This is a genomic window from Psychrobacter sp. ANT_H3 (assembly GCF_027919975.1).
Taxonomy (GTDB): domain Bacteria; phylum Pseudomonadota; class Gammaproteobacteria; order Pseudomonadales; family Moraxellaceae; genus Psychrobacter; species Psychrobacter maritimus.
Genome location: NZ_JAQISM010000001.1, coordinates 229,346 through 254,444, shown reverse-complemented (window position 1 = coordinate 254,444; position 25,099 = coordinate 229,346). Strand labels below are relative to the sequence as shown.

22 protein-coding genes and 1 pseudogene are annotated in these 25,099 nt (G+C 43.0%); 7 read left to right on the top strand and 16 right to left on the bottom strand.

Going from position 1 to position 25,099, the window contains the following annotated elements; all coding sequences use genetic code 11:
- Positions 1-125: 125 nt before the first annotated feature.
- Positions 126-614, top strand: coding sequence for an Lrp/AsnC family transcriptional regulator (locus tag PG901_RS00985; protein ID WP_201563473.1), 489 nt, complete (start codon positions 126-128; stop codon positions 612-614).
- Between the two features lie 49 nt (positions 615-663).
- On the opposite strand, the gene PG901_RS00980 is transcribed toward PG901_RS00985, so the two are convergent.
- From PG901_RS00980 to PG901_RS00960, 5 genes are all read right to left on the bottom strand, one after another.
- A complete protein-coding gene (locus tag PG901_RS00980; protein ID WP_271133151.1) occupies positions 664-2,019 on the bottom strand; it encodes a YbfB/YjiJ family MFS transporter in 1,356 nt (451 codons plus the stop codon).
- A 133-nt stretch (positions 2,020-2,152) separates the two neighbouring features.
- The gene (locus PG901_RS00975; RefSeq protein ID WP_271133150.1) at positions 2,153-3,508 is read right to left on the bottom strand and encodes an ABC1 kinase family protein; all 1,356 of its coding nucleotides are present in this window, start codon (positions 3,506-3,508) and stop codon (positions 2,153-2,155) included.
- A gap of 67 nt (positions 3,509-3,575) precedes the next feature.
- Entirely contained in the window at positions 3,576-4,370 is a 795-nt protein-coding gene (locus tag PG901_RS00970) for a HesA/MoeB/ThiF family protein (protein ID WP_271133149.1), read from the bottom strand.
- A 123-nt stretch (positions 4,371-4,493) separates the two neighbouring features.
- A complete protein-coding gene (gene prmC, locus PG901_RS00965) occupies positions 4,494-5,399 on the bottom strand; it encodes a peptide chain release factor N(5)-glutamine methyltransferase (protein WP_271133148.1) in 906 nt (301 codons plus the stop codon).
- 66 nt (positions 5,400-5,465) lie between these two features.
- Positions 5,466-7,388 carry an AmpG family muropeptide MFS transporter gene (locus PG901_RS00960; protein WP_271133147.1) on the bottom strand — a complete coding sequence of 641 codons (1,923 nt, stop codon included), beginning with the start codon at positions 7,386-7,388 and terminating at the stop codon, positions 5,466-5,468.
- Between the two features lie 476 nt (positions 7,389-7,864).
- On the opposite strand from PG901_RS00960, the gene PG901_RS00955 reads away from it, so the two are divergent.
- From PG901_RS00955 to PG901_RS00945, 3 genes are all read left to right on the top strand, one after another.
- Positions 7,865-8,794 carry a LysR substrate-binding domain-containing protein gene (locus PG901_RS00955; protein WP_183617908.1) on the top strand — a complete coding sequence of 310 codons (930 nt, stop codon included), beginning with the start codon at positions 7,865-7,867 and terminating at the stop codon, positions 8,792-8,794.
- A 655-nt stretch (positions 8,795-9,449) separates the two neighbouring features.
- Complete coding sequence (locus PG901_RS00950) at positions 9,450-10,451, top strand: LLM class flavin-dependent oxidoreductase (RefSeq protein ID WP_442966833.1); 1,002 nt, start codon at positions 9,450-9,452, stop codon at positions 10,449-10,451.
- A 48-nt stretch (positions 10,452-10,499) separates the two neighbouring features.
- Positions 10,500-10,652, top strand: coding sequence for a hypothetical protein (locus tag PG901_RS00945; protein ID WP_201628553.1), 153 nt, complete (start codon positions 10,500-10,502; stop codon positions 10,650-10,652).
- 129 nt (positions 10,653-10,781) lie between these two features.
- On the opposite strand, the gene PG901_RS00940 is transcribed toward PG901_RS00945, so the two are convergent.
- The 7 genes and pseudogenes from PG901_RS00940 to ispF all read right to left on the bottom strand — a co-directional run.
- Positions 10,782-11,801, bottom strand: a complete 1,020-nt coding sequence (locus PG901_RS00940; RefSeq protein ID WP_201618629.1) for an ornithine cyclodeaminase family protein — start codon at positions 11,799-11,801, stop codon at positions 10,782-10,784.
- A 93-nt stretch (positions 11,802-11,894) separates the two neighbouring features.
- Positions 11,895-12,854, bottom strand: coding sequence for an AEC family transporter (locus tag PG901_RS00935; protein WP_271133146.1), 960 nt, complete (start codon positions 12,852-12,854; stop codon positions 11,895-11,897).
- A gap of 160 nt (positions 12,855-13,014) precedes the next feature.
- The gene (locus PG901_RS00930; protein ID WP_271133145.1) at positions 13,015-13,221 is read right to left on the bottom strand and encodes a ChaB family protein; all 207 of its coding nucleotides are present in this window, start codon (positions 13,219-13,221) and stop codon (positions 13,015-13,017) included.
- A gap of 188 nt (positions 13,222-13,409) precedes the next feature.
- Positions 13,410-15,305, bottom strand: a complete 1,896-nt coding sequence (gene mnmG, locus PG901_RS00925) for a tRNA uridine-5-carboxymethylaminomethyl(34) synthesis enzyme MnmG (RefSeq protein ID WP_271133144.1) — start codon at positions 15,303-15,305, stop codon at positions 13,410-13,412.
- Between the two features lie 258 nt (positions 15,306-15,563).
- On the bottom strand, positions 15,564-16,097 hold the full coding sequence (locus PG901_RS00920) for a hypothetical protein (protein WP_271133143.1): 534 nt from the start codon (positions 16,095-16,097) through the stop codon (positions 15,564-15,566).
- Positions 16,098-16,299: 202 nt separating this feature from the next.
- Positions 16,300-16,650 carry a Grx4 family monothiol glutaredoxin gene (gene grxD, locus PG901_RS00915; RefSeq protein ID WP_025653310.1) on the bottom strand — a complete coding sequence of 117 codons (351 nt, stop codon included), beginning with the start codon at positions 16,648-16,650 and terminating at the stop codon, positions 16,300-16,302.
- 257 nt (positions 16,651-16,907) lie between these two features.
- Positions 16,908-17,384 (bottom strand): annotated as a pseudogene (ispF, locus tag PG901_RS00910) (2-C-methyl-D-erythritol 2,4-cyclodiphosphate synthase); the annotation flags it as partial.
- 289 nt (positions 17,385-17,673) lie between these two features.
- On the opposite strand from ispF, the gene mnmA reads away from it, so the two are divergent.
- Positions 17,674-18,900 (top strand): tRNA 2-thiouridine(34) synthase MnmA, encoded by a 1,227-nt coding sequence (gene mnmA, locus PG901_RS00905; RefSeq protein ID WP_271133142.1) that lies wholly within the window; start codon positions 17,674-17,676, stop codon positions 18,898-18,900.
- 10 nt (positions 18,901-18,910) lie between these two features.
- Here the strand turns inward: mnmA and PG901_RS00900 are convergent, their stop codons facing one another.
- Positions 18,911-19,684, bottom strand: a complete 774-nt coding sequence (locus PG901_RS00900) for a hypothetical protein (RefSeq protein ID WP_271133141.1) — start codon at positions 19,682-19,684, stop codon at positions 18,911-18,913.
- A gap of 137 nt (positions 19,685-19,821) precedes the next feature.
- A complete protein-coding gene (locus tag PG901_RS00895; protein WP_271133140.1) occupies positions 19,822-20,178 on the bottom strand; it encodes a hypothetical protein in 357 nt (118 codons plus the stop codon).
- 208 nt (positions 20,179-20,386) lie between these two features.
- On the opposite strand from PG901_RS00895, the gene purB reads away from it, so the two are divergent.
- Positions 20,387-21,778 carry an adenylosuccinate lyase gene (gene purB, locus PG901_RS00890; protein ID WP_271133139.1) on the top strand — a complete coding sequence of 464 codons (1,392 nt, stop codon included), beginning with the start codon at positions 20,387-20,389 and terminating at the stop codon, positions 21,776-21,778.
- 137 nt (positions 21,779-21,915) lie between these two features.
- On the opposite strand, the gene PG901_RS00885 is transcribed toward purB, so the two are convergent.
- Positions 21,916-22,107: an NF038104 family lipoprotein gene (locus PG901_RS00885; RefSeq protein WP_201618636.1), complete on the bottom strand. Its 192-nt coding sequence runs from the start codon at positions 22,105-22,107 to the stop codon at positions 21,916-21,918.
- Positions 22,108-22,265: 158 nt separating this feature from the next.
- Here PG901_RS00885 and PG901_RS00880 point away from each other — a divergent pair, with 158 nt between their 5' ends.
- Positions 22,266-23,438, top strand: coding sequence for a cupin domain-containing protein (locus tag PG901_RS00880; protein WP_271133138.1), 1,173 nt, complete (start codon positions 22,266-22,268; stop codon positions 23,436-23,438).
- Between the two features lie 196 nt (positions 23,439-23,634).
- Here the strand turns inward: PG901_RS00880 and guaD are convergent, their stop codons facing one another.
- Positions 23,635-25,068, bottom strand: a complete 1,434-nt coding sequence (guaD, locus tag PG901_RS00875; protein ID WP_271133137.1) for a guanine deaminase — start codon at positions 25,066-25,068, stop codon at positions 23,635-23,637.
- Between the last annotated feature and the right edge of the window lie 31 nt (positions 25,069-25,099).

Below are 25,099 nucleotides of genomic sequence, written 5' to 3'. Positions count from 1 at the left end.
CCATTATAATAACAAAGTTTCTGTGTTAGAAATCAGCTTTATTTCACCAAAATTCATAGTAATTTAGTGAAAAAATGCACAATTATGATTATAATTGCTGTAATTCACCAATAAGGCGATATTCGATGTTAAATAACCATACGGAAAACTCTTTAGCCATAGATATTGACGATACTGACAAACAGATATTACGCTTATTACAAACCCAAGCACGTATGAGTATTACCGAGCTTGCCGAACGGGTTAACTTATCGGCGACCCCTTGCGCGCGCCGTATCAAACGCTTAGAAGATTCAGGTATTATCACTGGCTACCATACCCAGACTGATGCGCAAAAACTTGGCTATCCTCTGGCGGTATTTATCGCGATTAGTATGGATCGCCATACTGCAGATCGCTTTGAGCTTTTTGAGGAAAAAATTCAAAGTTTCGATGAGGTGGTTAGCTGTAGTATCGTCACCGGTCGCACCGAAGATTACTTAATTAAAGTGCGCGTACGCGATATGGCGCATTATGAGGAGTTTTTATTGCATAGGCTCAATCGCATCGAAGGCGTCGCCCAAGTGCATACCAGCTTTGAGCTACGAGAAGTATTTAGCCGTAGCGTGGTTTAGTTTGACGGTTAATGTGGCTGTGGCTGTTTCCTTTCATTAATTCTAGTTATCAATTAGAAGATGACTGAGATTGCCGCTGTGTTTGCCGCTGAAAAAAGAAAACTAAAACCAACCCTAGTAATAAACCGCTAGCCGCGACCAATAAACCGGCGTTAAAATTGTCCTGTTTCCCTGCCAGCGCCACCGTGACCAACGGTCCTATGAACTGGCCTATTGCATACGCCAAAGTTGCCAGCCCGATCAATAAATTTGAGTAAGCGGGATTGATATTTTTAATCAAATTAAGTGTCATTGACACCATACCGACAAAGGTTAAGCCCAAAATCACTGCATTACCATATAAGCCAATAGCACCATCAGACCATATTGGCAAACACATACCAAACGCTTGTAATAAGGTCAAACCCATCAAGGTTTTGGTCTCGCCAATGCGCTTGGCAAGCGCGCCCCAAATAGGGTTCGATAGCATGGCAAAGATACCAACCACCAGCCAAATCAGTAACCCTGCATAGCTTTGTGTTGTAAGCCGCTGCGTTGCCATCACCGGCAAAAAAGTCGCTGAAGTAATATAACCAAACCCCGCCAATACATAACTTGCCGACAGTAATACAATCGCCTTGGTATGACCGGCCACCGCTTCATATAAAGAACGTTTAAAATTAAGATAAGTTTGCTGTATGGATAGGCGCTGATTGCTGCGGTTTAATTTAACAGGCTCTGATTTAAGGGATGATAGCTTAGAGGATTGTCGCTTAGGGAACTGCAAGTTAGAGGACGATAATTTAGATGATGATAAATCAGCTGAAATCAGATTTTGCGGTCTAATAGCATAAAGCAGCCATAATAACGGTAGACTAATAATCCCTGCTACCAACCAAATGATATCGAAATGATAGCCGAGTGTTAATAACCACCATGTCAAGACGGCAGAGGCGCTGATACCGACGCCAATGCCCGCATAATGTAAGGCTGAAAGTACCGAGCGGCGCTCATGACTAAAGCTTTGAATCACTAGCGATGAGCTTAAAATCATCGCCACCCCACTGGCGATACCAGATAACAAGCGGATGACATACCAGCTATTCAACGACAGATTTGGCACGACCAATAGCATGGTAGTAACGATACTGACTGCTGTCCATGCTATGAGCATTTGCCATGTCAAACGTTGGGGCACAAACATCGCAATGAGCGCGCCAATAAAATAACCACTATAATTGACCGAGGCCAGCCAACCTGCAATGACCGTCGATAATGATAATTGTGTCATAATATCAGGTAAGGTTGCGGTAAATAAAAACCGCCCAAACCCCATAACCACCGCCAGACAATATAACCCTATACAAGCAATCGCCGTTTGATTGGTAATAATAGTAGCAGCACGGCTTTTAAAAGCAGTCATCATGACAGAGCCATTTTGTGGCAAGAAGCACACAATCCTTTGTGTTAAAAGCAATCAAAAGCAGTGATACATAACCAATTAAAAATAGAATAAAAGAGTTCTAAATATAACGCTTACTACTATCATGTACTTAATATTAAGAGATATTTCGAAGTGGACGACTCGCCTGCTCGGCTGTTTCTGCTTGACCTAGCATTTGCACGCGCTGATCGCTAAACATATCCATATCAGGGGCAAGCGTGCGCATAAAACGATCAAAATAGAGCATTTGCTTGGTCAATAAGGCAAAGTCACGTGGGAAATGAATGCCATGACGCTTGCCGACCTCAACAATCTCTAACATCATTTTATTTAATTCATCGGCCTGCTCTTTGCTATTGAAAGGCACGCCGCTGGTAAATGCTTTGTCTTCTGCCATAATGGTTTTCATCATACGCTGCAAATCATTACCCAATGCCGCGACGTCAACTTGGTTGCCGCCATGGGTCATCTCCATATCAATCATATGGCGTGCCATTGCTTGATAATCGCTGTCTTGCATCGCTTGCATCATACCCATACAGGCGCGCCAGCTCTCAGCTTTTAATTTACCAACGATACCGAAGTCCAAGAAACCAATACGCCCATCGGTTAATAGCATCAAATTACCCGCGTGCAAATCCGCATGGAAGCTATTACAGAGCATGAGACTGGCAAACCAGGTATTCAAAGTATCTGCCATCACTTGCGCAGGGTCAGTACAATACTGACGCATGACGGACTCATCTACCATAGAGACGCCGTATAAGCGGCTCATGGTCAGTACGCGCTTGGTGGTTAGCTCTTCATAGACGGTCGGCGCGACGACGCGTGTATTTCCTGATATCGCTAAAAACTGCTGGAAATCACGAATATTTTGCGCTTCAGCGATAAAGTCCGTTTCGGCAAGCATGCGCAAACGAATTTCATCGATAATAGGCGCAATACTGGCAAAGCGCATCGAAGGCATTAGTAGTTCAACCAATTTGGTCACGCCATGTAATACGCCCAAATCCGTTTGCATAATGGTTTCAACGCCCGGTTTTTGTACCTTTAATACCACTTCATCGCCATTATGCAAACGCGCGGCATGTACTTGGGCAATAGAGGCTGATGCTAACGGTTTTGTGTCGATATGAGCAAACATCTCCTCAAGCGTCAGACCAGTGGCGACCAGCTCTTCTTTTAATACCTGTTCAATATAAGCGTAGGATAATGGCGTCGTTTGATCCAAACAGCTTTGGAATGCTTGAACATATTCACGCGGGAACAATGACGGCGTACTGGCAATAAACTGCCCAATTTTAATGTAAGTCGTACCTAATTGTTCAAAGGTTTCCTTTAGCAGCATGGCATCAGGTTTTTCACCCTTTGCGACTCTAAGCGCTGACAAACCAGCAACGCTTGCAGTTTGGCGAACACGATTAACGACATTAAAGGTATGCTTTAATAAATGCGGGCGATGAATTTTCATAAGAAACAACTATGGTAATAAAAAGGAGATTATGAGGATACAGAGACTGAAAATGGTTAAGTATTTGCTAATCTTTAGTACAAATCGGACAATGCGCATCTTTGCGATAGCCCATCAGCCGTTGCTGCATCTGGCTACCATCCCATATTAACAGCTTATTTGTCAGTGGATTTTTGGTTAATCCTAGATATTGCAGCGCAGCATTGGCTTGTAAGTTACCCATGATAGCAGTCGTACTAGCAAGTACCCCTGAATTGGCACAAGTACGTTCATCAGCCTCTGCATCAAGTACCACAGAACCAAAGACGCAATGATAGCAGCCTGTATCCAACTGCGGCTCATATAATGCCAACTGCCCTTGCATCGCAATCGCTGAAGCAGATAACAACGGAATCTGATAACGAACACTAATGCGATTGATGATATCTCGGGTGGCAAAATTATCAGCACAGTCTAAAAGCAGGTCAGGCGTGCCAGATGCCATATCAAGCAGCTCATAAGCATTGTCTTCACTCAATCTTGCCACTGTACCGCGGGCACTAATCAGAGGATTAATTTTGCTGAGCATTTGCGCAGCTGTAAGCGCTTTAGGTTTGCCGATATCTTCAGGTAAAAATAGCGTTTGCCGTTGAAGATTGCTGGCTTCAATCATGTCATCATCTATTAGATGCACTTGCCCCAATCCCGCTCGCACGAGCGTTTCAGAAGCCGGGCAACCAAGACCGCCTGCACCAATCATAACGACGCGCGATGCTTTTAAGCGTAATTGAGCATCGATATCCCAACCATCAAGCAATATCTGCCGTGCATAACGTAACAGCTCTGCATCCACTAGCTGCCCTGTTTCTTTTGACTGCGTCATACTTTCTACCACAATTTTTCACCACGATTTATAATCAAAAAACGTATTACTAAAAATACCTGCTATTAAAAACACTATTATTAAAATAATGGGGGTCTAAAACCCATTCACTACAATAACCCATTATGACAGCTGACCCAAAGTCACCCTATCATTACCACCAAAGTCCTGAACCGTATGGACAGAATCAAAGCGATTGTCTAAAAATAGCTGACGAACCGCTGAACCTTGATCAAAGCCATGCTCAATTGCTAAAAGCCCACCTACATTCAAATGTTGCGGCGCCTGCTGGACAATATGTTCTATATCGGCAAGTCCATGATTGGGAGCACTTAAGGCGCTAATCGGCTCGGCAACTAATCTTGCTAAATGCTCATCTTCTTCATCAATATAAGGCGGGTTAGACACAATCACATCAAATAATGACTCATCCTGAGTAGACAGCGCGTCATACCAACTACTTTGGATAAACTCGATATCAGCAACCTCATTTACCATTGCATTGTGCTTAGCGACTTTTAACGCCTCGGATGATAAATCAACGGCAACAACCTGCCAGCTTTCTGTTGAACTATTTTGACAGCTTTGTTTTAACTCATGCGCCAAGCTGATCGCAATACAACCTGAGCCAGTGCCTAAATCTAATAGGCGCTTTGGTTTTTTATTATTATCGACACTTTTCGGTTGAGAGTTTATGCACGTTAATACTTGTTCAATCAATATCTCAGTATCGGGTCTCGGTATTAACGTATGCTCATTCACTTTAAAGTTCAGCGACCAAAACTCTTGCTGTCCCGTTAAATATGCCAAGGGTGTACCCTGCTGCATCTTAGTCACACCCGCATGAAATTGCTCAAGCTCGCTATCGGTCAGTTGATAGTTTTCATCAGTGATTAAAAATGAGCTTGGTTTATCGATGACAAATAACAGCCAATCAGTGAACCAAAATGAAGGTATATTGCTATTCTCACTCTCGTTTAACCACTGCTGAACTTGCTGTTTTATTTGACCAATGGTAGGTGCTGTCATAAATAACTCGTAAAATTACTGTTTACTGAATAAGCCTGTCGAACTGGTTATATTTTATTGTCTTAGCTACTCTGATGCCCGCGGTGGCTCTTTGGTATCTGTTAGATTTGGATTGGCTTTGGTCAACTTATCACCAATACCTTTGCCGCCTTCACCATCGCCATTATTGTCATTGTCGCCATAAATATCATCGTTATCACCAATGACGATATGTTTATCGACAAAGTAAATCAGCGCTAAAATAGGAATACCAATCGCAAAGGTAAAAATAAAGAAGAACGGATAGCCCATACTATCTACAATAGAGCCTGAATAGCCACCCATGACCTTAGGAATAAGCGTCATTAACGAAGAAAAAATAGCGTACTGTACCGCGGTAAAACGTATAGAAGTCAACGCCGATAAGAAGGCAATAAATACCGCACTGGCAAGACCTGCGGCTAAATTATCAAAAATTACCGCCATATACATGATCGGCAAACTGCCCGGATTATAGGTCAGCACCACAAATAATAAATTGGTCGCACAAGCAAGAATAGCGCCAATCATCATCGCATGCATGATACGAAAACGCTGCGCCAACAGCCCACCTAAGAAACCACCAGCAATGGCCATAATCACGCCAACCAATTTTACCGCATTGGCAATATCGGTTTTACTAAAGCCCATATCTTGATAAAAGACGTTTGATATCACCCCTGCCACAATATCTGAGATGCGGTACAAACCAATCAGCGCTAATAACAATAATGCCTTTTTACCATAGCGTCTAAAGAAATCTAAGATAGGCTCAATCCATGTCGCCATCGCAATTTCTTTTTTCACTAAACCAACTTTTACTAATGCATAACCTGCTGCCATTGCTGTGGCTAAGCTTATCAGTAAATGCAATGTCTCACTAATGAAGCTGACAAACACGCCTTCAAACTCAGGCAATACCTGCCCTATTAATACATAGGCTGCGATAAATGCGACGACGGCAAACACAAATAATAAAACCAATCTGACATAGTCTTCACGGGTTTCAGCCACCAATGGCGCTTTATTGATAATTTTGGGTTGATTGATCATAAAGTACAGTAGCAGCAGTGGCGCACACACCACCAACGCTAAAAAGTAAAACTTGATACTTGGCATGGCCATTAACGGTATCAGCGCAATGGTACTATCAAAGACCTTATTAATAAGGATATTGATCAGGTATATGACGCCGAACAATAAAGCTGGTATTAATAGTAACGCTGAGTAAATTAAGAAAACTTTAAGATTGCTTTTTTGCTTATGACTTTGCAAAATCTCAGCGGTTGGCTCATAACTGGCAAAGGTGGTCAGTATACCCAAAGTCATAACCCCAGCCATAATATAATAGGTATTGCGCCACGCTTCATAACTATAAAAGCTTTCCGTCGAACCGAAATAATCTGCTAAATATAGTGCGCCTGCCCCAGCGACAATCATACCAACGCGATAACCTGACACATAGATAGAGGACAAAATAGACTGCATCGATGGCGGTGCCAGCTCAATACGGTAAGCATCAATGACGATATCTTGGGTGGCAGAAGAAAAGCCCAGCAAAACCGCCGCACCTGCCATATAAACCAATACGTCTTCGCTGACAGGGTTGACCGTCGCCATCAAAAAGATAGCCAATACAATAAGCAGCTGTGACACCACCATCCAACTACGGCGACGACCCAACCATTTAGTCAAAAAAGGCACCGGCAGCGCGTCGATTAATGGCGCCCAAATAAACTTAAATGAGTATCCCAATGCTGCCCAGCTGAACATGGTGACCACACCACGGTCAATGCCTGCTTCTCTTAGCCATAATGACAGACTGGAAAAAATAAGCAAAATGGGTATACCGGCTGAAAACCCTAAAAACAGCATGATAATGACACGTGGGTCTAGATAAGCTTTGGCGGCTTCTCCCCATGATTTTTTGGCAATCGGTTGATCAGGCGTTACAGGTTGGACAGCAGACATAATAACTCACCAAAACTTGAGACAAAAGAACACAACTGCGCACAATTTTTATCAATCATTTCTTATTGATTATAGATAAAAAGGATCGATAAAAATTGCTCAGCGTTGCATAAAACTATCATTAGCACAAAATTGAATTATGGTACTTGAGAACGCTAACCTTGACTAGATGTTTTTGCATTAACTTAATAACCATAGCATTCGGCCACCTTATTTATTTCATGATGGTAACGTCGTGTATCAAAAACTCACTTAAATATTAAAAATGACTTTCTCTAACCGTATCTTGTTTTCATGCTCTCTTGCCACTTTAAGTTAAATAAACCACTCTATATTCCTAATTAACATAAATTCATAGCTATTTATTATATACAAGAATAATAGCTTTGATTTACACTGGTGACTTACTGAGTATTTGTACGTTTTTATTTTTATATACAGACAGGGTTTGTATATTTATACAATAGGGTTAAGTGATGGCAATCGACGTAGTGGTCAATCAGCGGCATCTACAAATCCAACTGAAGCAGTTGGAAACAGTGTGGCATACGGTAATTAATGGCTATAATTTAAGTCAAGCAGCAACTGTGCTGCATACCAGCCAATCGAGTCTATCAAAACATATTGCAGCACTTGAAAACCAGCTTAAAACCGAAGTGTTCGTGCGCCAAGGCAAACGCCTGACGGGTCTGACGACCATGGGCACAGCACTCATGCCGCACATCGAATCTATCTTTGCTGAAATTCGTACCATTGAAAACCTCAGTCTGGATTTTAATAATCCCAATATTGGCACGCTAACGATTGCCACCACGCATACGCAGGCACGTTATGTATTGCCAGAAGTGGTCAAAGAATTTAAAGAGCGCTTCCCCAAGGTTAATTTAATCCTGCAACAGGCAGACCCTGAAACCATCGCCCAGATGGTCATTCGCGGGCAGGCAGATATTGGTATTGCCACTGAATCGTTATTACACAATAACTATTTGCGTTGCTACCGCTATTACGACTGGACGCATCGGGTCATTGTACCAAGCGACCATGAACTTGCAGGACTAGAATCGATTGATTTACCAACGCTTGCCAGCTATCCGATTGTGACTTATCACGGCGGCTTTACAGGGCGCGGCGCTATTGATAAAACCTTTAGTGACGCGGGACTTGAGCCTGATATTGTACTCGCAGCGCTTGATGCCGATGTGATTAGCACTTATGTGGGATTGGGATTGGGCATTGGCATTATTGCCGAAATGGCATTTGAGCCAAGTCATTATCAGAATTTGACTGCCATTCCTGTTGACCATTTCGGACGTTTTACCAGCTGGATGGCGGTACGTGATGATGCAGAAATCCGTCAATACGGACGCGCCTTTATGGAGTTATGCCAAAAGCAATTTAGTCAGTAGCTGTTAACTTAATCAGTAGCTTTTTAACAGAAACTGCGTAGAAACCCCCTACCTCTAAGGTAGTGTGACGAATACGTCTTGACAGCCTACCGCTTAGTTGATAAATTCTACTCAAGGACAGCATTTCAGACCTTTAGAGCAATCTAATAACATCAGCGTTAGTCTGTATCCGAATTGCTTGAAAACAGCAATAATTGTGAACCCTCGGTGCGAGGGGGATAGCTCGGTAAATTTGCCTAACCGCTATTGCAAAACACCGCAAATAAGTATGGGTATTACCCAAGAAACCCCTACCTCTTTAGGTAGTGGGTAGTTCATGCAGCGGCGCTTAAGCAATTAACAACGACTTCAAGCAGCATGGCTTAATAATCGTCTTGCTAACAAATACAAACGGCACCGTTATCAATAGATAGCGGTGCCGTTTGTATTTTTCTTTTATAAGACTATTTATTTCGGCAAGAAATCTGCGCGGCACTCTTATATGCGCCTCGAATTATTACGATTTGTTATTACCTTGGGCGTTGACCTTTATATTCTCTATAACTGCCCCATCATATGAGCTATTGAATAATCAGAATGCTTTTTATTACTGATGTTTAAAAAAACCAACTATAAAAATGTCGTTGAAAAGCGCCATCATAACAATAGGTGAATCATGAGCAATACAATTCCATTATCTTTTTTAGACTTAGCACCCGTTCCTGAAGGAAAAACCATCGCTGAAGGCATTGCACAGACAGTTGCTATCGCTCAGCAAGCAGAGAAATCCGGCTTTAACCGTTATTGGATGGCCGAGCATCACAACATGCCTGGTATCGCTAGTGCAGCGACTTCCGTGCTGTTATCGCACATCGGCAGTCAAACCAAGCGCATACGCATCGGTGCAGGTGGCGTCATGCTGCCCAATCATGCACCGCTAGTCATTGCCGAGCAGTTTGGTACCTTACAGGCGCTATATGGTGACCGCGTAGATTTAGGTCTAGGGCGCGCACCGGGTACAGATGGCGCTACCTTTCAGGCGCTGCGTCGTCAAATGCAAGACGCCGATCGTTTTCCACAAGATGTACAAGAATTGCTATATTTCTTAGGCGATAGCACAGACGATAGCCCTGTACAATCATTTCCAGGGGCGAAATCAAACATTCCTATTTGGATATTGGGTTCATCGCTTTTTGGCGCGACCTTAGCGGCACATTTGGGTCTACCATACGTCTTTGCCTCGCATTTTGCTCCGCAGATGCTCGGTCAAGCCATCACTGCTTATCGCGAACAGTTCAAACCATCAGTGTATTTGGACAAGCCTTATGTGATGCTAGCGGCAAACCTATTACTTGCCGATGATGATGAAACCGCACAATATCACTTTACCTCAGCGCAGCAAAGCTTTGTGCGTCTACGTCGAGGCGAGCGCGGACAAATGCCAATGCCAACTTATGATATGGATAGCATCTGGAGTCCTGCTGAGAGAATGATGGTAGACAATGCTTTATCCGTGTCATTTATCGGTTCTGTAGAAACGGTCAAACCGAAACTTGCGAAATTCCTTGCGCAGTATCAGCCAGATGAATTGATTGTCACCGCCAACGTTTATGATCAAGCAGCGCGTTTACGTTCACTGGAACTTACACCTGAGCTAAACTTGTTTACTTTACAATAGACCGCCTCGCTCGCATAATTATTGATAAGCCCTAATGAGATTACGGTCATGGAACCCTCTACTTTTATCGGTTCATCAATATTTTTATATATCGTGGCATTTATTGCGGTGATGGTTGTTGGCGGCTATTTAACCTATCATATTAGCCCCAAGCGCAAACAGCGTCTTGCAAGCAAACGCCGTAAAGACAATATCAAATAACTATTCTCGATGTTAAAAGCCCCCTTTTCTAATTTGAAACGGGGGCTTTTTTAATGATAGTAATGATTAAGATAATAAACCTTAGTTGTTGGCTTTATACACTATCAGGCTTATAAGCTATCAGTCGTCTTACCAATCAACTGCCGCGCCAAAAGCTTTTTGCTTGGCTTGTTTTGCTACATATAAAGCCACGGCCGCATCAAAGCTTGCCGCGCCGACTGATTTAAACAAGGTAATGCCCGGCTCTGATTTTACGATCTCTTTGGTGACGAGCGCTTGCAAATCACCACTAAGGTCACTCCACGTCCATGTACAATCCTCGCTATCGTGCGCTTGGATTAAATCACCGGCTTCATGACGGCTACCTACCAAGTCATCAACCACCACCATATCACTGTTGGCGATAACCTCATTGCTTATCTCCTTCATCGACGGCTGATATGCTCCAACCGCATTGATATGAACCTCAGATTTGATATGTTCACTATCAAATAAGCCTTCCGTCGCCCGTGTCGCCACGTTGATAATATCGGCATCACAAATAGCGTCATTGATATCTTTGCAAATGCTTATATCAACCTTCCACTGGCTGTAATCACGCTCAAAACGCGTTTTAAATTGCTCAGCGCCTTCACTGCTTCTATTCCATAAATAGACCGTTTTAATTTCAGGACGTACTGTCAATACCGCATGCAATTGCTCATAAGCCATGCCGCCGCAGCCAACCACTGCCACGCTTTGACAATCAGGCTTTGCCATATATTTGGTTGCGATACCTGACAACGCTGCAGTACGCACTTGGGTAATATAAATGCCATCCATAATCGCTAATATGGCGCCCGTATCATTATCGGATACGGTAATAAGGGCGGTGGTGGTTGGCATATCGCGGCTGGGATTGTCAGGGCAAATAGTCACCAATTTCACGGCAGTATATTCTTTTTCCCCATCATAAATCGTCGCTGGCATCGATAAATGCGAGCCTGAGCTGTGTTTATCATCTTCGCTAAACGTCTCAATGACCAAACGCTCAGGGGCTTTAACCCATTCAGGGTGCGCCGCTTGTTGATGTAACATTGCTTCGATAGCGTCAATAGCCGCTTGCATATTAAGATGTTCGGTCACGACCGCTTGATTTAATAATTGCACGTTGAGTGCTCCTTTTTATCAGTTTATTATTTACTTTATATCCATCATTTAACACGACGATTTAACACAATGATTGGCGCTATATCCACCCTGCTACATCCATCCTAAAACACGTAGTATCGCCGCGCCAATCGCCATACCAAACATTCCTACTACCGTTGTAAATGCTAAAATATTAGCGGCCAATATATCATTCCCGCCCATGGCCTTTGCCATCACATAACTGGCAGCCGCCGTCGGTGACGCCGCCATTAAAAACAGCACACCCATATGCATGCCCGATAAGCCAAAACTTAACCCAACGGCGATGGCCACAAAAGGCGCAATAACGATGCGGCCAATACTAGCCTGCATCGACAGCCCCGACGGATGCAACATCGACTTTAAATCAATACTCGCCCCAGCGCAAATCAGTGCTAACGGTAATGCCACCGCCGCCAGTAAATCGCCCGTCTTATGAATCACACCGGTAATGGGTGGCAGCGGTAACGCTTTATAAGCAAATGCTGCAACCAACGCAATGATTAAGGGGTTGGTAAACAGTTTTTTGACAATCATTATGCTGCGACTAACCCACGTATCGTCTGCGCTTTTGGACACACGACTCAGGGTAATGACCGCTAAGATATTAAATAATATCGTCACCACCCCCATATAGACGGCGCCAATACTTAAGCCCTGCTCTCCGTAAGCATTGGCGACGGTTGCCAGCCCGATAATCGCCATATTACTGCGAAAGATACCTTGTACAAACACGCCTTGGTCGGCAGGCTTACGAATAAAATAACTGGCATAAATCTCGGCACCAATAAATAGGATAAAGGTGACCAAAATACCAGCCACGATTAAAATCATTTGCTTAGCATAATCGACCTCACTATCAACGACGCTAAAAAACAACAAGCAAGGCAAACAATAATTAAAGACAAAGCTGGATGCTTGATCGATAAAAGCTTGACTCGCCTCACCACGCCGCTGCATAAAAAAACCCAACCCCATCAAAAAAAGGTTAGGCAGTACAATGGTGATGGCAAAAATAATAGCAGCGGTCATAAATAAGCTCAGGTTAGCAGAGTATCCAAAGCTGTATTGTTAAAAAAATAAAGAACAATGACTAGCAGTTGGTTAAAATCAGTGAGTTTGAATCAGTAAGTTTAAATAATAAAAGGCTGTTTTATTATAGAGTATCTAACGTCGTTATTGATGATTTGAATTAGGACTCTGCTTTTTTTACCCATTTACCGTCCGCATTTTTCTCATAAGTATTTTCGACAGCGGCCCATGCGGTAGCAAACCAGCGTGATTCATCTTCATATTGTTTACTGGCGCTATTAAATGCTTCGCGAAAAATCTCTTGCGCATGCTTAGGCAAGTTGTCTTTTACGGCATCTGGTAATTCTGACAATTTATCGTAAGGCATAAAGACTCTCCTTGTCGGTATTTTTATCCTACTTTTGAACCTTTCTTTTTTTAAAGTATCAAGCTTTAACTCATCAAGCTGTTCTGAAATTGTTAAGTTATTCGCCATAAAAAAAGCCCATAACGATTACTCGTTACGAGCTTTTTTAATAATCATGCTTTGAATCATAACACTTTGCTAAGCAATGATTATGAGTTTAACGCCGCCTGTGCTTTTTTCTGCTTCTTAACGGTCATGGCAAGCAGTTGAATAGCGGCAGGCGTAACACCACTAATGCGTCCCGCTTGGGCAAGCGTGGCAGGGCGAATTTGCGCCAGCTTTTGTACAATCTCATTAGATAACCCTGACACCACACTATAATCAAAATCCATTGGCAATGCGGTGTTTTCCAAACGCTTCATCTGGTCGATATCTTCTTGCTGACGGTCAATATAGCCGGCGTATTTAACAGAAATCTCAATCTGCTCACCGACTTGGCTATCGACCTCTGAGCCCGTGATAGCAGCGATATCATTAAAATGTATTTGTGGGCGTTTTAATAAATCGTAAGCAGTCGATTCTTTAGAAAGCACCTCTCCTGTCTGCTCGGTGACTTGCTGACCTAGAGCATTAGCAGGGGTTGCCCAGATGTCTTTGAGGCGCGAGGTTTCGGTGGCAATGGCTTCCATTTTTTCTTGATAGGCTTGCCAGCGCACGTCATCTACCAAACCAAGCTTACGACCGGTATCGGTTAAGCGTTGATCGGCATTGTCTTCACGCAACAGCAAGCGGTACTCGGCGCGGCTGGTAAACATACGATATGGCTCAGTGGTGCCATGCGTAATCAAATCATCGACCAGTACACCAAGATATGCTTCATCGCGGCGCGGCGTCCAAACGTCAAACTCACTGTTTTCACAGGTGACCAGTGCCGCATTAGTACCGGCTAAAAGACCTTGCACGCCTGCTTCTTCGTAGCCTGTCGTACCATTGATTTGACCGGCAAAGTACAAACGATCAATTGATTTGGTCTCTAAAGTTGGCTTCAAGTTTTGCGGATCAAAATAATCATATTCAATCGCATAGCCGGGACGCGTGATATGAGCATTTTCTAAGCCTTTCATACTATGGATAAAATCTAATTGCACATCAAACGGCAAGCTGGTTGAGATACCGTTTGGATATAGCTCATGCGTGGTCAAGCCTTCTGGCTCGATGAAGATTTGATGACTGTCTTTATCGGCAAAGCGGTGAATCTTATCTTCAATTGATGGACAATAACGTGGACCTACCCCTTCGATTTTGCCAGAAAACATCGGTGAGCGGTCTAGGTTTTCACGGATAATGTCATGGGTACGGGCATTGGTATGGGTGATATAGCAATTGACCTGTTCAGGATGCATGGACACATCGCCCATATAGCTCATCACTGGTAGCGGTGTATCGCCTGGCTGAACTGTCATGACACTAAAGTCAACGCTACGCGCATCGATACGCGCTGGCGTCCCTGTCTTTAGACGTCCAACGGGCAATTTCAATTCACGTAAACGGTCAGCAAGCTTGATAGAAGGCTGGTCGCCTGCGCGCCCCCCTTTTGAATTCTCAAGACCGATATGAATGACACCGCCTAAAAACGTACCTGAGGTCAATACCACGGTTTGGGTGTTAAAAATAATACCTGTTGCCGTCACAACCGCTGTCGCGCGACCGTTTTCAACTAGAATATCATCAGCCGCTTGTTGGAATATATCCAAATTTGGCTGATTCTCTAACGTATGACGAATGGCGGCTTTATAAAGAATACGATCTGCTTGCGCACGCGTGGCACGAACAGCGGCACCTTTACGGCTATTTAACACGCGAAACTGGATACCAGATTTGTCGGTGGCCAATGCCATGGCGCCGCCAAGCGCATCAATCTCACGCACCAAATGCGACTTACCAATACCACCAATCGCAGGGTTACAGCTCATCTGCCCCAGCGTCTCGATATTATGCGTTAAAAGTAAAGTTTGCGCCCCCATACGTGCGGCCGCCAGAGCAGCTTCTGTGCCAGCATGACCGCCGCCGATCACTACCACGTCGTAATTTTTTGGGTATTGCATGTATGCCTCACTTGACTCTCAACGCAACCGTGAGCCAGAGGCTATGGTTAAATAGCATGGCTGCCGGTAAATAAACGTCAGTCGAATTTAAAAAGAGATAACGACTCAGATGAGCCATTAAAGATAGGTTGGATAGCCGGTAATTATAACAATTTTTTGCCGCTGAAAAAACGTTATACGAAAAACTATTTAAATTAACTATTATTGCAATTGGCTATCAAGGCACATCAATAGAAGCTTGATGAACCTAGGTGGGATTTATTTACCAGGGCTGAGCGGTACAATACGGTCGGACTGCCCACTTGCCAGCATATGGTGGCTGCCATAACCTTCTGGATTAATCTGCAAATAGGCATTCATCTGCCCAATAGCATCACCGTCATTACTGGCCAAGATTTGCTCTTTAATCATCTCAACCGGTGGCAATGGCAAGTTTTTTAACAAGGCCAAACGCTGAGCGTTATCGCCTTTATTGACCACAAGCTCGATAAGTTGACGCGCATCGATGGGTAAATCTGGGGTATTTTGTGCCAATAATGCCAAATGATAGGCACCGGCAGCATCTTGATCAGCGACGATACGCTGCTCAATAGCAATATAAGTCGCCTCGGTTGCACCGCCTGCCACGCTTAGCTGATGGATACATTTAAGGGCAGAATTTGGCTCATTATCCGCCATATCGATTAAACGGGTTGATTCGTTTTTTAAGTGCTCGCGGCGTTTTTCTATGGCTGCTTGTTCAGCCGCCTCTTGTTGCTCCGTTAATTCCGTGTTTGTTAATTGATTATTCATATAATTCTCTCTTTTATGCAAAATATATTTATCTTGGACACTATATGGGGCTAAAAGCTATAAAAACAATAAATTGCATAGACAATAAAAAACCCGAATAGCCATTCCACTCTATTAAGGAAGGCTATTCGGGTTTACTGTACTTCAATGCTTTAAACTATTTATTGAGACATATAAACTGCCCAATAAACGCGCTTAAATATTAAGCAGCAGGACTATTGGCTTCAACCAAAGGCTTAAGCTCGCCTGATTGGTACATTTGTAAAATGATGTCTGAACCGCCCATCAACTCACCGTCAATCCATAACTGTGGGAACGTTGGCCAGTTAGCAATCTTTGGCAAGGTTGCACGAATTTCTGGATTTTCTAAAATATTAACAAAGGCGAATGGACGCCCGATTTGCGTCAAAACCTCAATCGATTTAGCAGAAAAACCACACTGTGGAAACTGTGGGGTGCCTTTCATATAAAGGATTACTTTATTGTCTTTGATTTGATCACGAATAAGCTGTTCAACATCGTTTGCAGCAGTATTTGGGGTTTGCTCACTCATAAAAGCTCCTATTTATTAAAATCAAAAATTATTAAAACCATTATCAAAAAAAGGTATGTCACATTAAATTTGGCATGTGGCTGCTACATGGGGCAATTGCCATTATATTACAACCATCATCAAGTGATACTTACTATAATAGCCATCTAATCATTTACTATTAGGGATTAAACGTCAGGCACATTAGCATCAGAAACATTATCGCCAGCCATGTTGTCGCTAGCCAGATTGTCGCCAGACATAGGCATATTCGGCACCAATAATACCACGGCATTGGCCATGATGCCCTCTTGCCGACCGGTAAAACCCAGTTTTTCAGTCGTTGTGGCTTTAATGCTGACATTACTCACAGCAGTTTGCAAGTCACTGGCGATATTTTCGCGCATCGCTTGATTATAGGGTGCCAATTTTGGACGCTCGCACATGACGGTAATATCAGCATTGCCTAAAGTATAACCGGCGGCTTGGACTTTACCATACACATAACGGAGTAGGACGCGCGAATCCAAACCTGCGTGCGCCGCATCGGTATCTGGAAAATGCTGCCCAATATCACCGAGCGCCAATGCGCCAAGCAGCGCGTCAGCAAGCGCGTGCAACACCACATCGCCATCAGAATGTGCAAGCAAACTATGGGTATGCTCTATCGGCACACCTGCCAGTATCACATATTGCTGCTGCTCGCCCGTATTATGAAACGCATGGACATCGATACCTTGACCAATTTTTATCATTATTATTCCAAGTGAATTACTAAGTGAATGAAGGGTGATTGAAATAATTTAGAACCACTATCTAAATTTCTAAAGCGGTTTTACGCACAGTAAGCGCGCATAGGTCGCCACCGCTTACAATTAACTGTTATAATATGACGCTTATTTTATCACAATACCCAGACCAAAATACCCCGTCCAAAAAACGAGATGACCTTATCAGCTGACTAAGTCTATCACTCTTAGCCGTTTTATTGATAAATAGCGTCATTTTACACTTTGGATAACGTATAAATTGTTGAGCAATTTTATGTCAGCCACGCCAAACACCGCAAACCTACCCGTTTCAGATTCTTTTAGCGTCCATCGTCCTTTGACGCTTGCCGATATCGACCATCCTAGCAGCAAGCACGTCATCGTTGGTATGTCAGGCGGCGTCGACTCTTCCGTATCGGCTGTTTTACTCCAGCAAGCAGGCTTTAAAGTGGAAGGTCTGTTTATGAAGAACTGGGAAGAAGATGACGGCACCGAATACTGTACGGCGATGGATGACCTAGCAGACGCGCAAGCGGTGTGTGACAAAATCGGTATCAAGCTGCATACCGCCAACTTTGCGATGGAATATTGGGATCGCGTTTTTGAACATTTCTTAGCAGAGTACAAAGCCGGACGCACGCCAAATCCAGATATTTTATGCAATAAAGAAATCAAGTTTAAAGCGTTCTTAGACTATGCACTGACCCTTGGCGCTGATTATATTGCCACCGGTCACTATACGCGCCGCAGCCTGAACTATGAAAATAACAACGGCGAAACCGTCGCCCAGTTATTGTGTGGACTGGATAATAATAAAGACCAAAGCTACTTCTTACATGCGGTTGGTGGCGATAAAATCGCTAAGACGCTATTCCCCGTTGGTGAGCTTGAAAAACCAGTCGTGCGTCAAATCGCTGAAGAGCATGACTTGGCGACAGCTAAAAAGAAAGATTCTACTGGTATTTGCTTTATTGGTGAGCGCCGTTTTAAAGACTTTTTACAACAGTACTTGCCGGCGCAAAAAGGCGATATCGTCACCGACGACGGTCATGTGATTGGTCAGCATGATGGCTTGATGTATTATACTTTAGGTCAGCGCGGCGGCATCGGTATCGGCGGCGTCAAAGACCGTCCAGAAGAACCTTGGTTTGTATTGGCAAAGGATTTGGACAAAAACCGTTTAATCGTTGGTCAAGGTCATGAGCATCCGATGCTAATGAGCAATGAGCTACAAGCCTACAAGCTTGACTGGGTCGATGGATTGCCGCCTGCCGATATTTTTAGCACGGAAGGCTTACGCTGCATGGCAAAATCTCGCTATCGTCAGCCCGATCAGGCCTGCCGTGTTTATGCGCTAAATGATGATGGCTCTGAGGTTCGTGTGCTATTTGATGAGCCACAACGTGCCGTTACTCCTGGTCAATCAGCAGTATTTTATATCGATGAGGTGTGTCTTGGTGGCGGTGTGATTGCTGTTATTGATGCGCCTTGTGGGTTTTAATTCTTAGGTTTTACTCAATTACTGAATAAATATTATAAGTCAATTGAGCGATTGGCTGAAGCTCTGAGGTAAATTGATAAAAGCGAATATCATAGCTTCCTGAAGTCCAGCCATCATATGGTTTAAAACTTACCCAATTCTGGTTACTGTCGGCGATAATATTCTTTTTCTCAAATAATAGCACTTGCCCTGTTTGATTGTTGACCCATTTTACAAAAACAAAAGGGCTAGCAGGGGCTTTACCATCTGTGTCCAAATGCGCAAATAGTTTAGTATCTTTATTTAGGGTTGATGTATCTAAAGAGTTTGGCGGCATTACTTGACTTAAAGATAATTTGACATCGCCTACTAAGGGTTGATTGTCATTTGATTTGTATAGCTCTTCGACAGCTCGCTGGGCAAACCGTCTTTTATCTGAGATAACATCACTGGAGCCTTTTGCCATAAATTTATCAACGTACTGACTTAGGACATAATCCGGCATATCATTAATGATATTTATAGCTTGCTGCTGTGAGTAATCATTAATAGAGGGAGATGAGACCTTTGTGTTTGGATCAGCTGATAATTTTCCTGCGCCTATATTATTTGCGTAACTCTCTAACTCCACTAAAGTATTACTTACTTGATTAGAGCCATTTTGATTATTTGTGTCTATAGGGGTTTGCCGCTTTGTCTGCATAACCCGATCCATTTGCTGTTTGGTCATAAACAAATAGGTGCTTAAAACACCAAATAAAAAGGCAACAAGAACAGATGAGATAAATAAGGTTTTGTCTTTCATAAGATATCAATGGTTTAATACTATAGTTGATTGAGTTGAAGACTTCTGATTATAACTTTTAGAACACAAAAAAAGCATCCACTACCCGTGTGAATGCTTTTAAAAATAAATCGACTTATCTTTTAAGCCGATAGATATTATTTAGCACATTGAACTATATAACCATTAAAGTTGAGGCTACCAGCAGATATTCCCCCTGAAATTTTTGAGCCTAAAGTAACAGTATTGCCCGAACATTCATAGCTACTCTCTTTACCGCCATTAACATTCGGAATTGCGAAAGTACATGTGCCTTCTCTAGGTACATATACATTGTTACCTTCAGATTTACATTTAGCAATACTAGGCTTGGGAGGAGTTGTAGGTTGTGTATTCGGAGTTGTGGGTGCTGAGTTAGAGCCCGTGTAAGATGAACCACTACTATCTGAGTCACCACCACAAGCAGTTAAACTCAAAGTAGATCCTAATAATAAGACGCCCAATAATTTATTCATTGTTTGTTCCTGGTTTGATATGAGTTTGAGTTAATCCGGCAATATATCACTAGCTATTTATCAAGTAAACATTATTTTACTAATGTGATATTTGTTTTTTAACTTAATCTTATTTATAAACAGGTTATAATTGTGCCATTAAAATTTCTGTACTGTGTTATTTACTATTTTATTTACTATTTTATTTACTATTAAATGAGGCCCCTTCATGACTCCACTTACCGCACTCTCCCCAATCGATGGCCGTTACGCATCTAAAGCTGACAGCTTGCGCCCTTATTTATCTGAATTTGGTCTGATTAAAGCCCGCGTTACCGTCGAGATTCGCTGGTTACAGTCATTGGCGGATAATAGCGCGATTGGTGAGTTAGTAGCGTTTGATGCCGATACCAATGCCTTTTTAAACAGCATCGTTGATGACTTTAGTGAAGCGGATGCGCAAGCAATTAAAGATATCGAAGCGACGACCAACCACGATGTAAAAGCGGTTGAGTATTTCATCAAAGACAAATTCCGCGGTAATCAGCAACTAGAAGATAGCCTAGAATTTATCCACTTTGCTTGTACCAGTGAAGATATCAACAACCTATCTTATGCATTGATGCTAAAAGACAGCCGCGAGATTGTGGTAGCTAAAATGCAGCAAGTAACCGACAGCATCGTTGATTTAGCTATTACTCACGCTGACCAGCCAATGTTGTCACGTACACATGGTCAAACTGCCAGCCCAACGACCCTCGGTAAAGAGATGGCAAACGTCGCTTATCGCTTAGCTCGCCAAATTAAGCAAGTGAATCAAGTAGAACTATTGGGTAAAATTAACGGCGCTGTTGGTAACTATAATGCGCACTTCTCAGCCTATCCTGATGTTGATTGGCAAACTCATGCTGAGCAATTTATCAATGAGCGTTTAGAATTGACCTTTAATCCTTATACCACGCAAATTGAGCCGCATGATTATATCGCTGAATTGTTTGATGTGGTAAGACGCTTCAATACGATTCTAATCGATTTTAACCGTGATATTTGGCAATATATTAGCTTAGGCTATTTTAAGCAGCGCCTAAAAGATGGTGAAGTGGGTTCTTCTACTATGCCGCATAAAGTCAATCCGATTGATTTTGAAAACTCAGAAGGTAACTTGGGCGTGGCGAATGCGATGCTTGCTCACTTAGGTGAAAAACTACCGATTTCACGTATGCAGCGCGATTTATCAGACTCTACCGTACTTCGTAATATCGGTGTTGGCTTAGCTCAAAGTATGATTGCCTTTGATGCTTGTTTAAAAGGTGTGAGCAAACTTGAGTTAAATGCGCAGCGCTTAAATGATGATTTGGACAATGCCCAAGAAGTGTTGGCAGAGCCGATTCAAACGGTCATGCGTCGCTACCGTGTCGAAAACCCATACGAGAAGCTAAAAGCTTTAACCCGTGGCAATGCCATGACCCGCGAAGCCATGCTAACCTTCGTTGAAAGTGATGAGTTGAATGCTGTGAGCGATGCGGATAAAGCACGTTTACGTGAAATGACGCCTGCCACCTATACCGGTAATGCAGCTGAGCAAGCACGTACAATTAAAGAGTGGATTGCTAAGATTTAATAAACGCTGCAATTACCTTAAAAAAAGATATCAATGACTATGCATTGATATCTTGCTAAATAATTGACCTTACTTTGAATGCTATGATTTACCCTTAAAGATGCGTCTTTAGAGGTACATAGCTTTTGAGTAAGGTTTTATTTTTTATCCTTGTTATCTTCGTCATCACTATCGCCCGGTATGATAGCTTTACCGACAGCGACGGTGCCTTTTACCACGCCTTTTGTGGTTTTATAAGCGATTTTAGCGGGTACGGTCACTATCTTATGGACACAGGCTTGTAATAAAAACACGCTAGCGATAATGACGATAAAATGCAATTTTTTCATAAACTTCCTACGATTGATGGGGTGTTCTGACAGTAGCTATTGATATTGACACTGTAATACTCACTATCAGATAGGCAATAATCATAAACTATTAAAACTGTCCTATAAAGTACTCCTCACTATTAATCTTATACCCATTTTTAGATATGGATTTATCAATGACCTCAATTCCCCTTTCTTTACCCGATTCTATTACGCCTGAGCAATTCTTAAACGAGTATTGGCAAAAAAAGCCATTACTCATTAAACAAGGTCTACCGCAATTGATTGGTATGTTCGAGCCAGAAGACATGCTTGGCCTTGCCGTTGAAGAAGACGCTTCGGCGCGCCTACTGACCCAAGCCGCGAGCAAGCAAGAAGGTGCGCCACAATGGCAACTCAAAAAGAGCCCGCTAACCGAAGCAGATTTTGATAACTTGCCAAAACAATGGACCGTACTGGTACAGAATATGGAACAGTGGTCACCTGAGCTTGGTCAATTATGGCAAGCGTTTGACTTTATTCCGCAATGGCAGCGTGATGACATTATGGTCTCATATGCGCCCAAAGGCGGCTCGGTGGGCAAGCACTATGACGACTATGATGTGTTTTTAGCGCAAGGGTTTGGGTCTAGACGTTGGCAGCTCGGCAAATTTTGTGATAAAGATACTGAGTTTGTTTCCGATGAGCCGATTAGATTGTTTGATGATATGGGTGAGCTCATCTTTGATGAGATACTAGAAGCCGGTGATGTGCTCTATGTACCGCCAAAACTCTCGCATTTTGGCGTCGCGCAAGATGACTGCTTAACTTTTTCGTTTGGCTGTCGTCGTCCAAACTTAATGCAAATTATCGATAGCCTAGCTGATATCGCCACCAACGATAGCGATTTATTTATCCCGATGCTACTGCCACAAGCGCTACAAGCGTCAGGTGAATTGCAAGCAGATAGTATCAATGCGATTAAAGACCAGCTATTACAAATGCTGCAATCTGAGCGCGGCGACGATATCATTCGTCAAGCAGTGTCGGAAGTCGTGAGCAAACGTCAATATGATGCGCTAATTCCAGAAGAAACGGTAGACACTGATGAGCTGATGCAAGCCCTGCTCGATGGCGCAACCCTGCAAGCGGACTATAGTAATCGCCTACTCTACAGCCAAACCAATGATGGTATCACGCTATATGCCAATGGTCAGCGTATTGACGGTCTTGATGCTGCGGCAACAGCCATACTAGTGCGTTTGGCTAATGGCGAGCACTTACAACATCAAGATGTCATAGATGTCGATCCTGACGAGTTAAGTGAATGGTTAGAAAATGGTTGGGTGTGGCTACAATATCCCGAATGATACGGTAGCCATATTTTTACCAATTGAGGTTTAAACATCGTTAATAATTAAAAACGATCAGTGTTTATTTACGCAAACTAAAAGCTGTAGTAGAAAAACGCTGATCGTCATTTAAAGATGTGTCCCAGTTCGTAGAAATTTTGCAATTTAATGCCTCTACCCTCCCGCACATGAACTGTTCCTATATGATTTAATCTTATGCTGTAGCCGCTTTTTTATAACGGCTTACCCCTGCAATGACGGTCTCCTCAATCACTCTATCGTCACCGAGCATCATCAATACAAATAGTTGTTCTTCAAAAGTTTTGGTCTGTGCCATACGTCTTTCTAATAAAGGCGTTGCTGCCATATCTATTACCACGAAATCTGCTTCTTTATTAGGCATAAAGTTACCGATTTTATCATCTAGCATTAACGCCTGCGCATTGCCCAAAGTAATCTGATATAGCCCTTGATGAGCGGACAATTGATTGTTTTGTAGCTGCTGAACTTTATAAGCCTCTGACAAGGTGACGAGCATCGATAAACTGGTTCCCGCCCCTACATCAGTAGCGATACTGACGCCGGTATAGCCTAATGTTTTAGGTAAATCAAATAATCCACTGCCTAAAAACAAATTAGACGTTGGACAATGTGCTATTTGCGTACCAGTTGCGCGTAGCCTTTCGTATTCTGGGGTTTCAAGATAGATGCCATGCGCTAAAGTGGTATATCGACCTAGCAGTCCCATATCCTCGTAGATATCTAAATAACCTTTATGTTTGGGATAGAGCTTACGTACAAAAGCCACTTCCTCACGGTTTTCTGCCAGATGTGTTTGCAGATAAACAGTGTCGTAGCTGGCATATAGCTCGCCTGTCAATTGCAGCTGTTTTGGCGTCGAGGTAATGGCAAACCTTGGAGTAATAGCCACATGTTGGCGTCCATACCCATGCCAATTATTAATAATATCTTGCGTGTCTCGAATGCTTTGCTCAGCAGGCACACACAGATGCTCAGGCGCGTTTTGATCCATCAACACGTTACCCGTAATCATACGAGTATTGAGCTTGTGACTTTCAGTAAAAAAGGCTTCTGCGGATTGCGGATGACTCGTAGAAAACACCATGGCGCTGGTTGTGCCATTGGCGAGTAGCTGATTTAAGAAGAATTGCGCCGTATCATGGGCAACCTTTGGATCAGCAAAGTTGGCTTCAGTGACAAAAGTATAATTATTGAGCCAATCAAGTAGCTGCTCACCGAAAGCCGCAATCATATCTATTTGCGGATAGTGCACATGGGTATCGATGAAGCCCGGCATAATCAGCTTATTACGATAGTCATGAATCTTTACCGTTGTTTGATCATTAGTTTCAGCATAACTTGCTAACATTGCTTCGCTACTACCATAATCTACAATGTGGCCTGTTACATCATCGACAACCAGCGCACCCTTAGCAATATATTCAGGATAGACGTTCACGCCTGCAATGACGGGTAATAGCGTGATACTTTTATCAATGGTTGCTGTATTTGGGTGGTTATCAGTCGCTGAGCTGGATTTCTCAGTATGCGCACGTTCAGCCACTTGATTCAGATCATTTTCGGTAAGATAGTGCAGGAGCTGCGCTTGATAAATATGTAGAGCCATGGGTAAATCTCCCGTCACTTGGTCATACCGA

Coding starts and splice junctions, on each gene's coding strand:
- PG901_RS00985 (WP_201563473.1), top strand. CDS start 126: ATGTTAAATAACCATACGGAAAACTCTTTAGCCATAGATATTGACGAT.
- PG901_RS00980 (WP_271133151.1), bottom strand. CDS start 2,019: ATGATGACTGCTTTTAAAAGCCGTGCTGCTACTATTATTACCAATCAA.
- PG901_RS00975 (WP_271133150.1), bottom strand. CDS start 3,508: ATGAAAATTCATCGCCCGCATTTATTAAAGCATACCTTTAATGTCGTT.
- PG901_RS00970 (WP_271133149.1), bottom strand. CDS start 4,370: ATGACGCAGTCAAAAGAAACAGGGCAGCTAGTGGATGCAGAGCTGTTA.
- prmC (WP_271133148.1), bottom strand. CDS start 5,399: ATGACAGCACCTACCATTGGTCAAATAAAACAGCAAGTTCAGCAGTGG.
- PG901_RS00960 (WP_271133147.1), bottom strand. CDS start 7,388: ATGTCTGCTGTCCAACCTGTAACGCCTGATCAACCGATTGCCAAAAAA.
- PG901_RS00955 (WP_183617908.1), top strand. CDS start 7,865: ATGGCAATCGACGTAGTGGTCAATCAGCGGCATCTACAAATCCAACTG.
- PG901_RS00950 (WP_442966833.1), top strand. CDS start 9,450: ATGAGCAATACAATTCCATTATCTTTTTTAGACTTAGCACCCGTTCCT.
- PG901_RS00945 (WP_201628553.1), top strand. CDS start 10,500: ATGGAACCCTCTACTTTTATCGGTTCATCAATATTTTTATATATCGTG.
- PG901_RS00935 (WP_271133146.1), bottom strand. CDS start 12,854: ATGACCGCTGCTATTATTTTTGCCATCACCATTGTACTGCCTAACCTT.
- PG901_RS00930 (WP_271133145.1), bottom strand. CDS start 13,221: ATGCCTTACGATAAATTGTCAGAATTACCAGATGCCGTAAAAGACAAC.
- mnmG (WP_271133144.1), bottom strand. CDS start 15,305: ATGCAATACCCAAAAAATTACGACGTGGTAGTGATCGGCGGCGGTCAT.
- PG901_RS00920 (WP_271133143.1), bottom strand. CDS start 16,097: ATGAATAATCAATTAACAAACACGGAATTAACGGAGCAACAAGAGGCG.
- grxD (WP_025653310.1), bottom strand. CDS start 16,650: ATGAGTGAGCAAACCCCAAATACTGCTGCAAACGATGTTGAACAGCTT.
- mnmA (WP_271133142.1), top strand. CDS start 17,674: ATGTCAGCCACGCCAAACACCGCAAACCTACCCGTTTCAGATTCTTTT.
- PG901_RS00900 (WP_271133141.1), bottom strand. CDS start 19,684: ATGAAAGACAAAACCTTATTTATCTCATCTGTTCTTGTTGCCTTTTTA.
- PG901_RS00895 (WP_271133140.1), bottom strand. CDS start 20,178: ATGAATAAATTATTGGGCGTCTTATTATTAGGATCTACTTTGAGTTTA.
- purB (WP_271133139.1), top strand. CDS start 20,387: ATGACTCCACTTACCGCACTCTCCCCAATCGATGGCCGTTACGCATCT.
- PG901_RS00885 (WP_201618636.1), bottom strand. CDS start 22,107: ATGAAAAAATTGCATTTTATCGTCATTATCGCTAGCGTGTTTTTATTA.
- PG901_RS00880 (WP_271133138.1), top strand. CDS start 22,266: ATGACCTCAATTCCCCTTTCTTTACCCGATTCTATTACGCCTGAGCAA.
- guaD (WP_271133137.1), bottom strand. CDS start 25,068: ATGGCTCTACATATTTATCAAGCGCAGCTCCTGCACTATCTTACCGAA.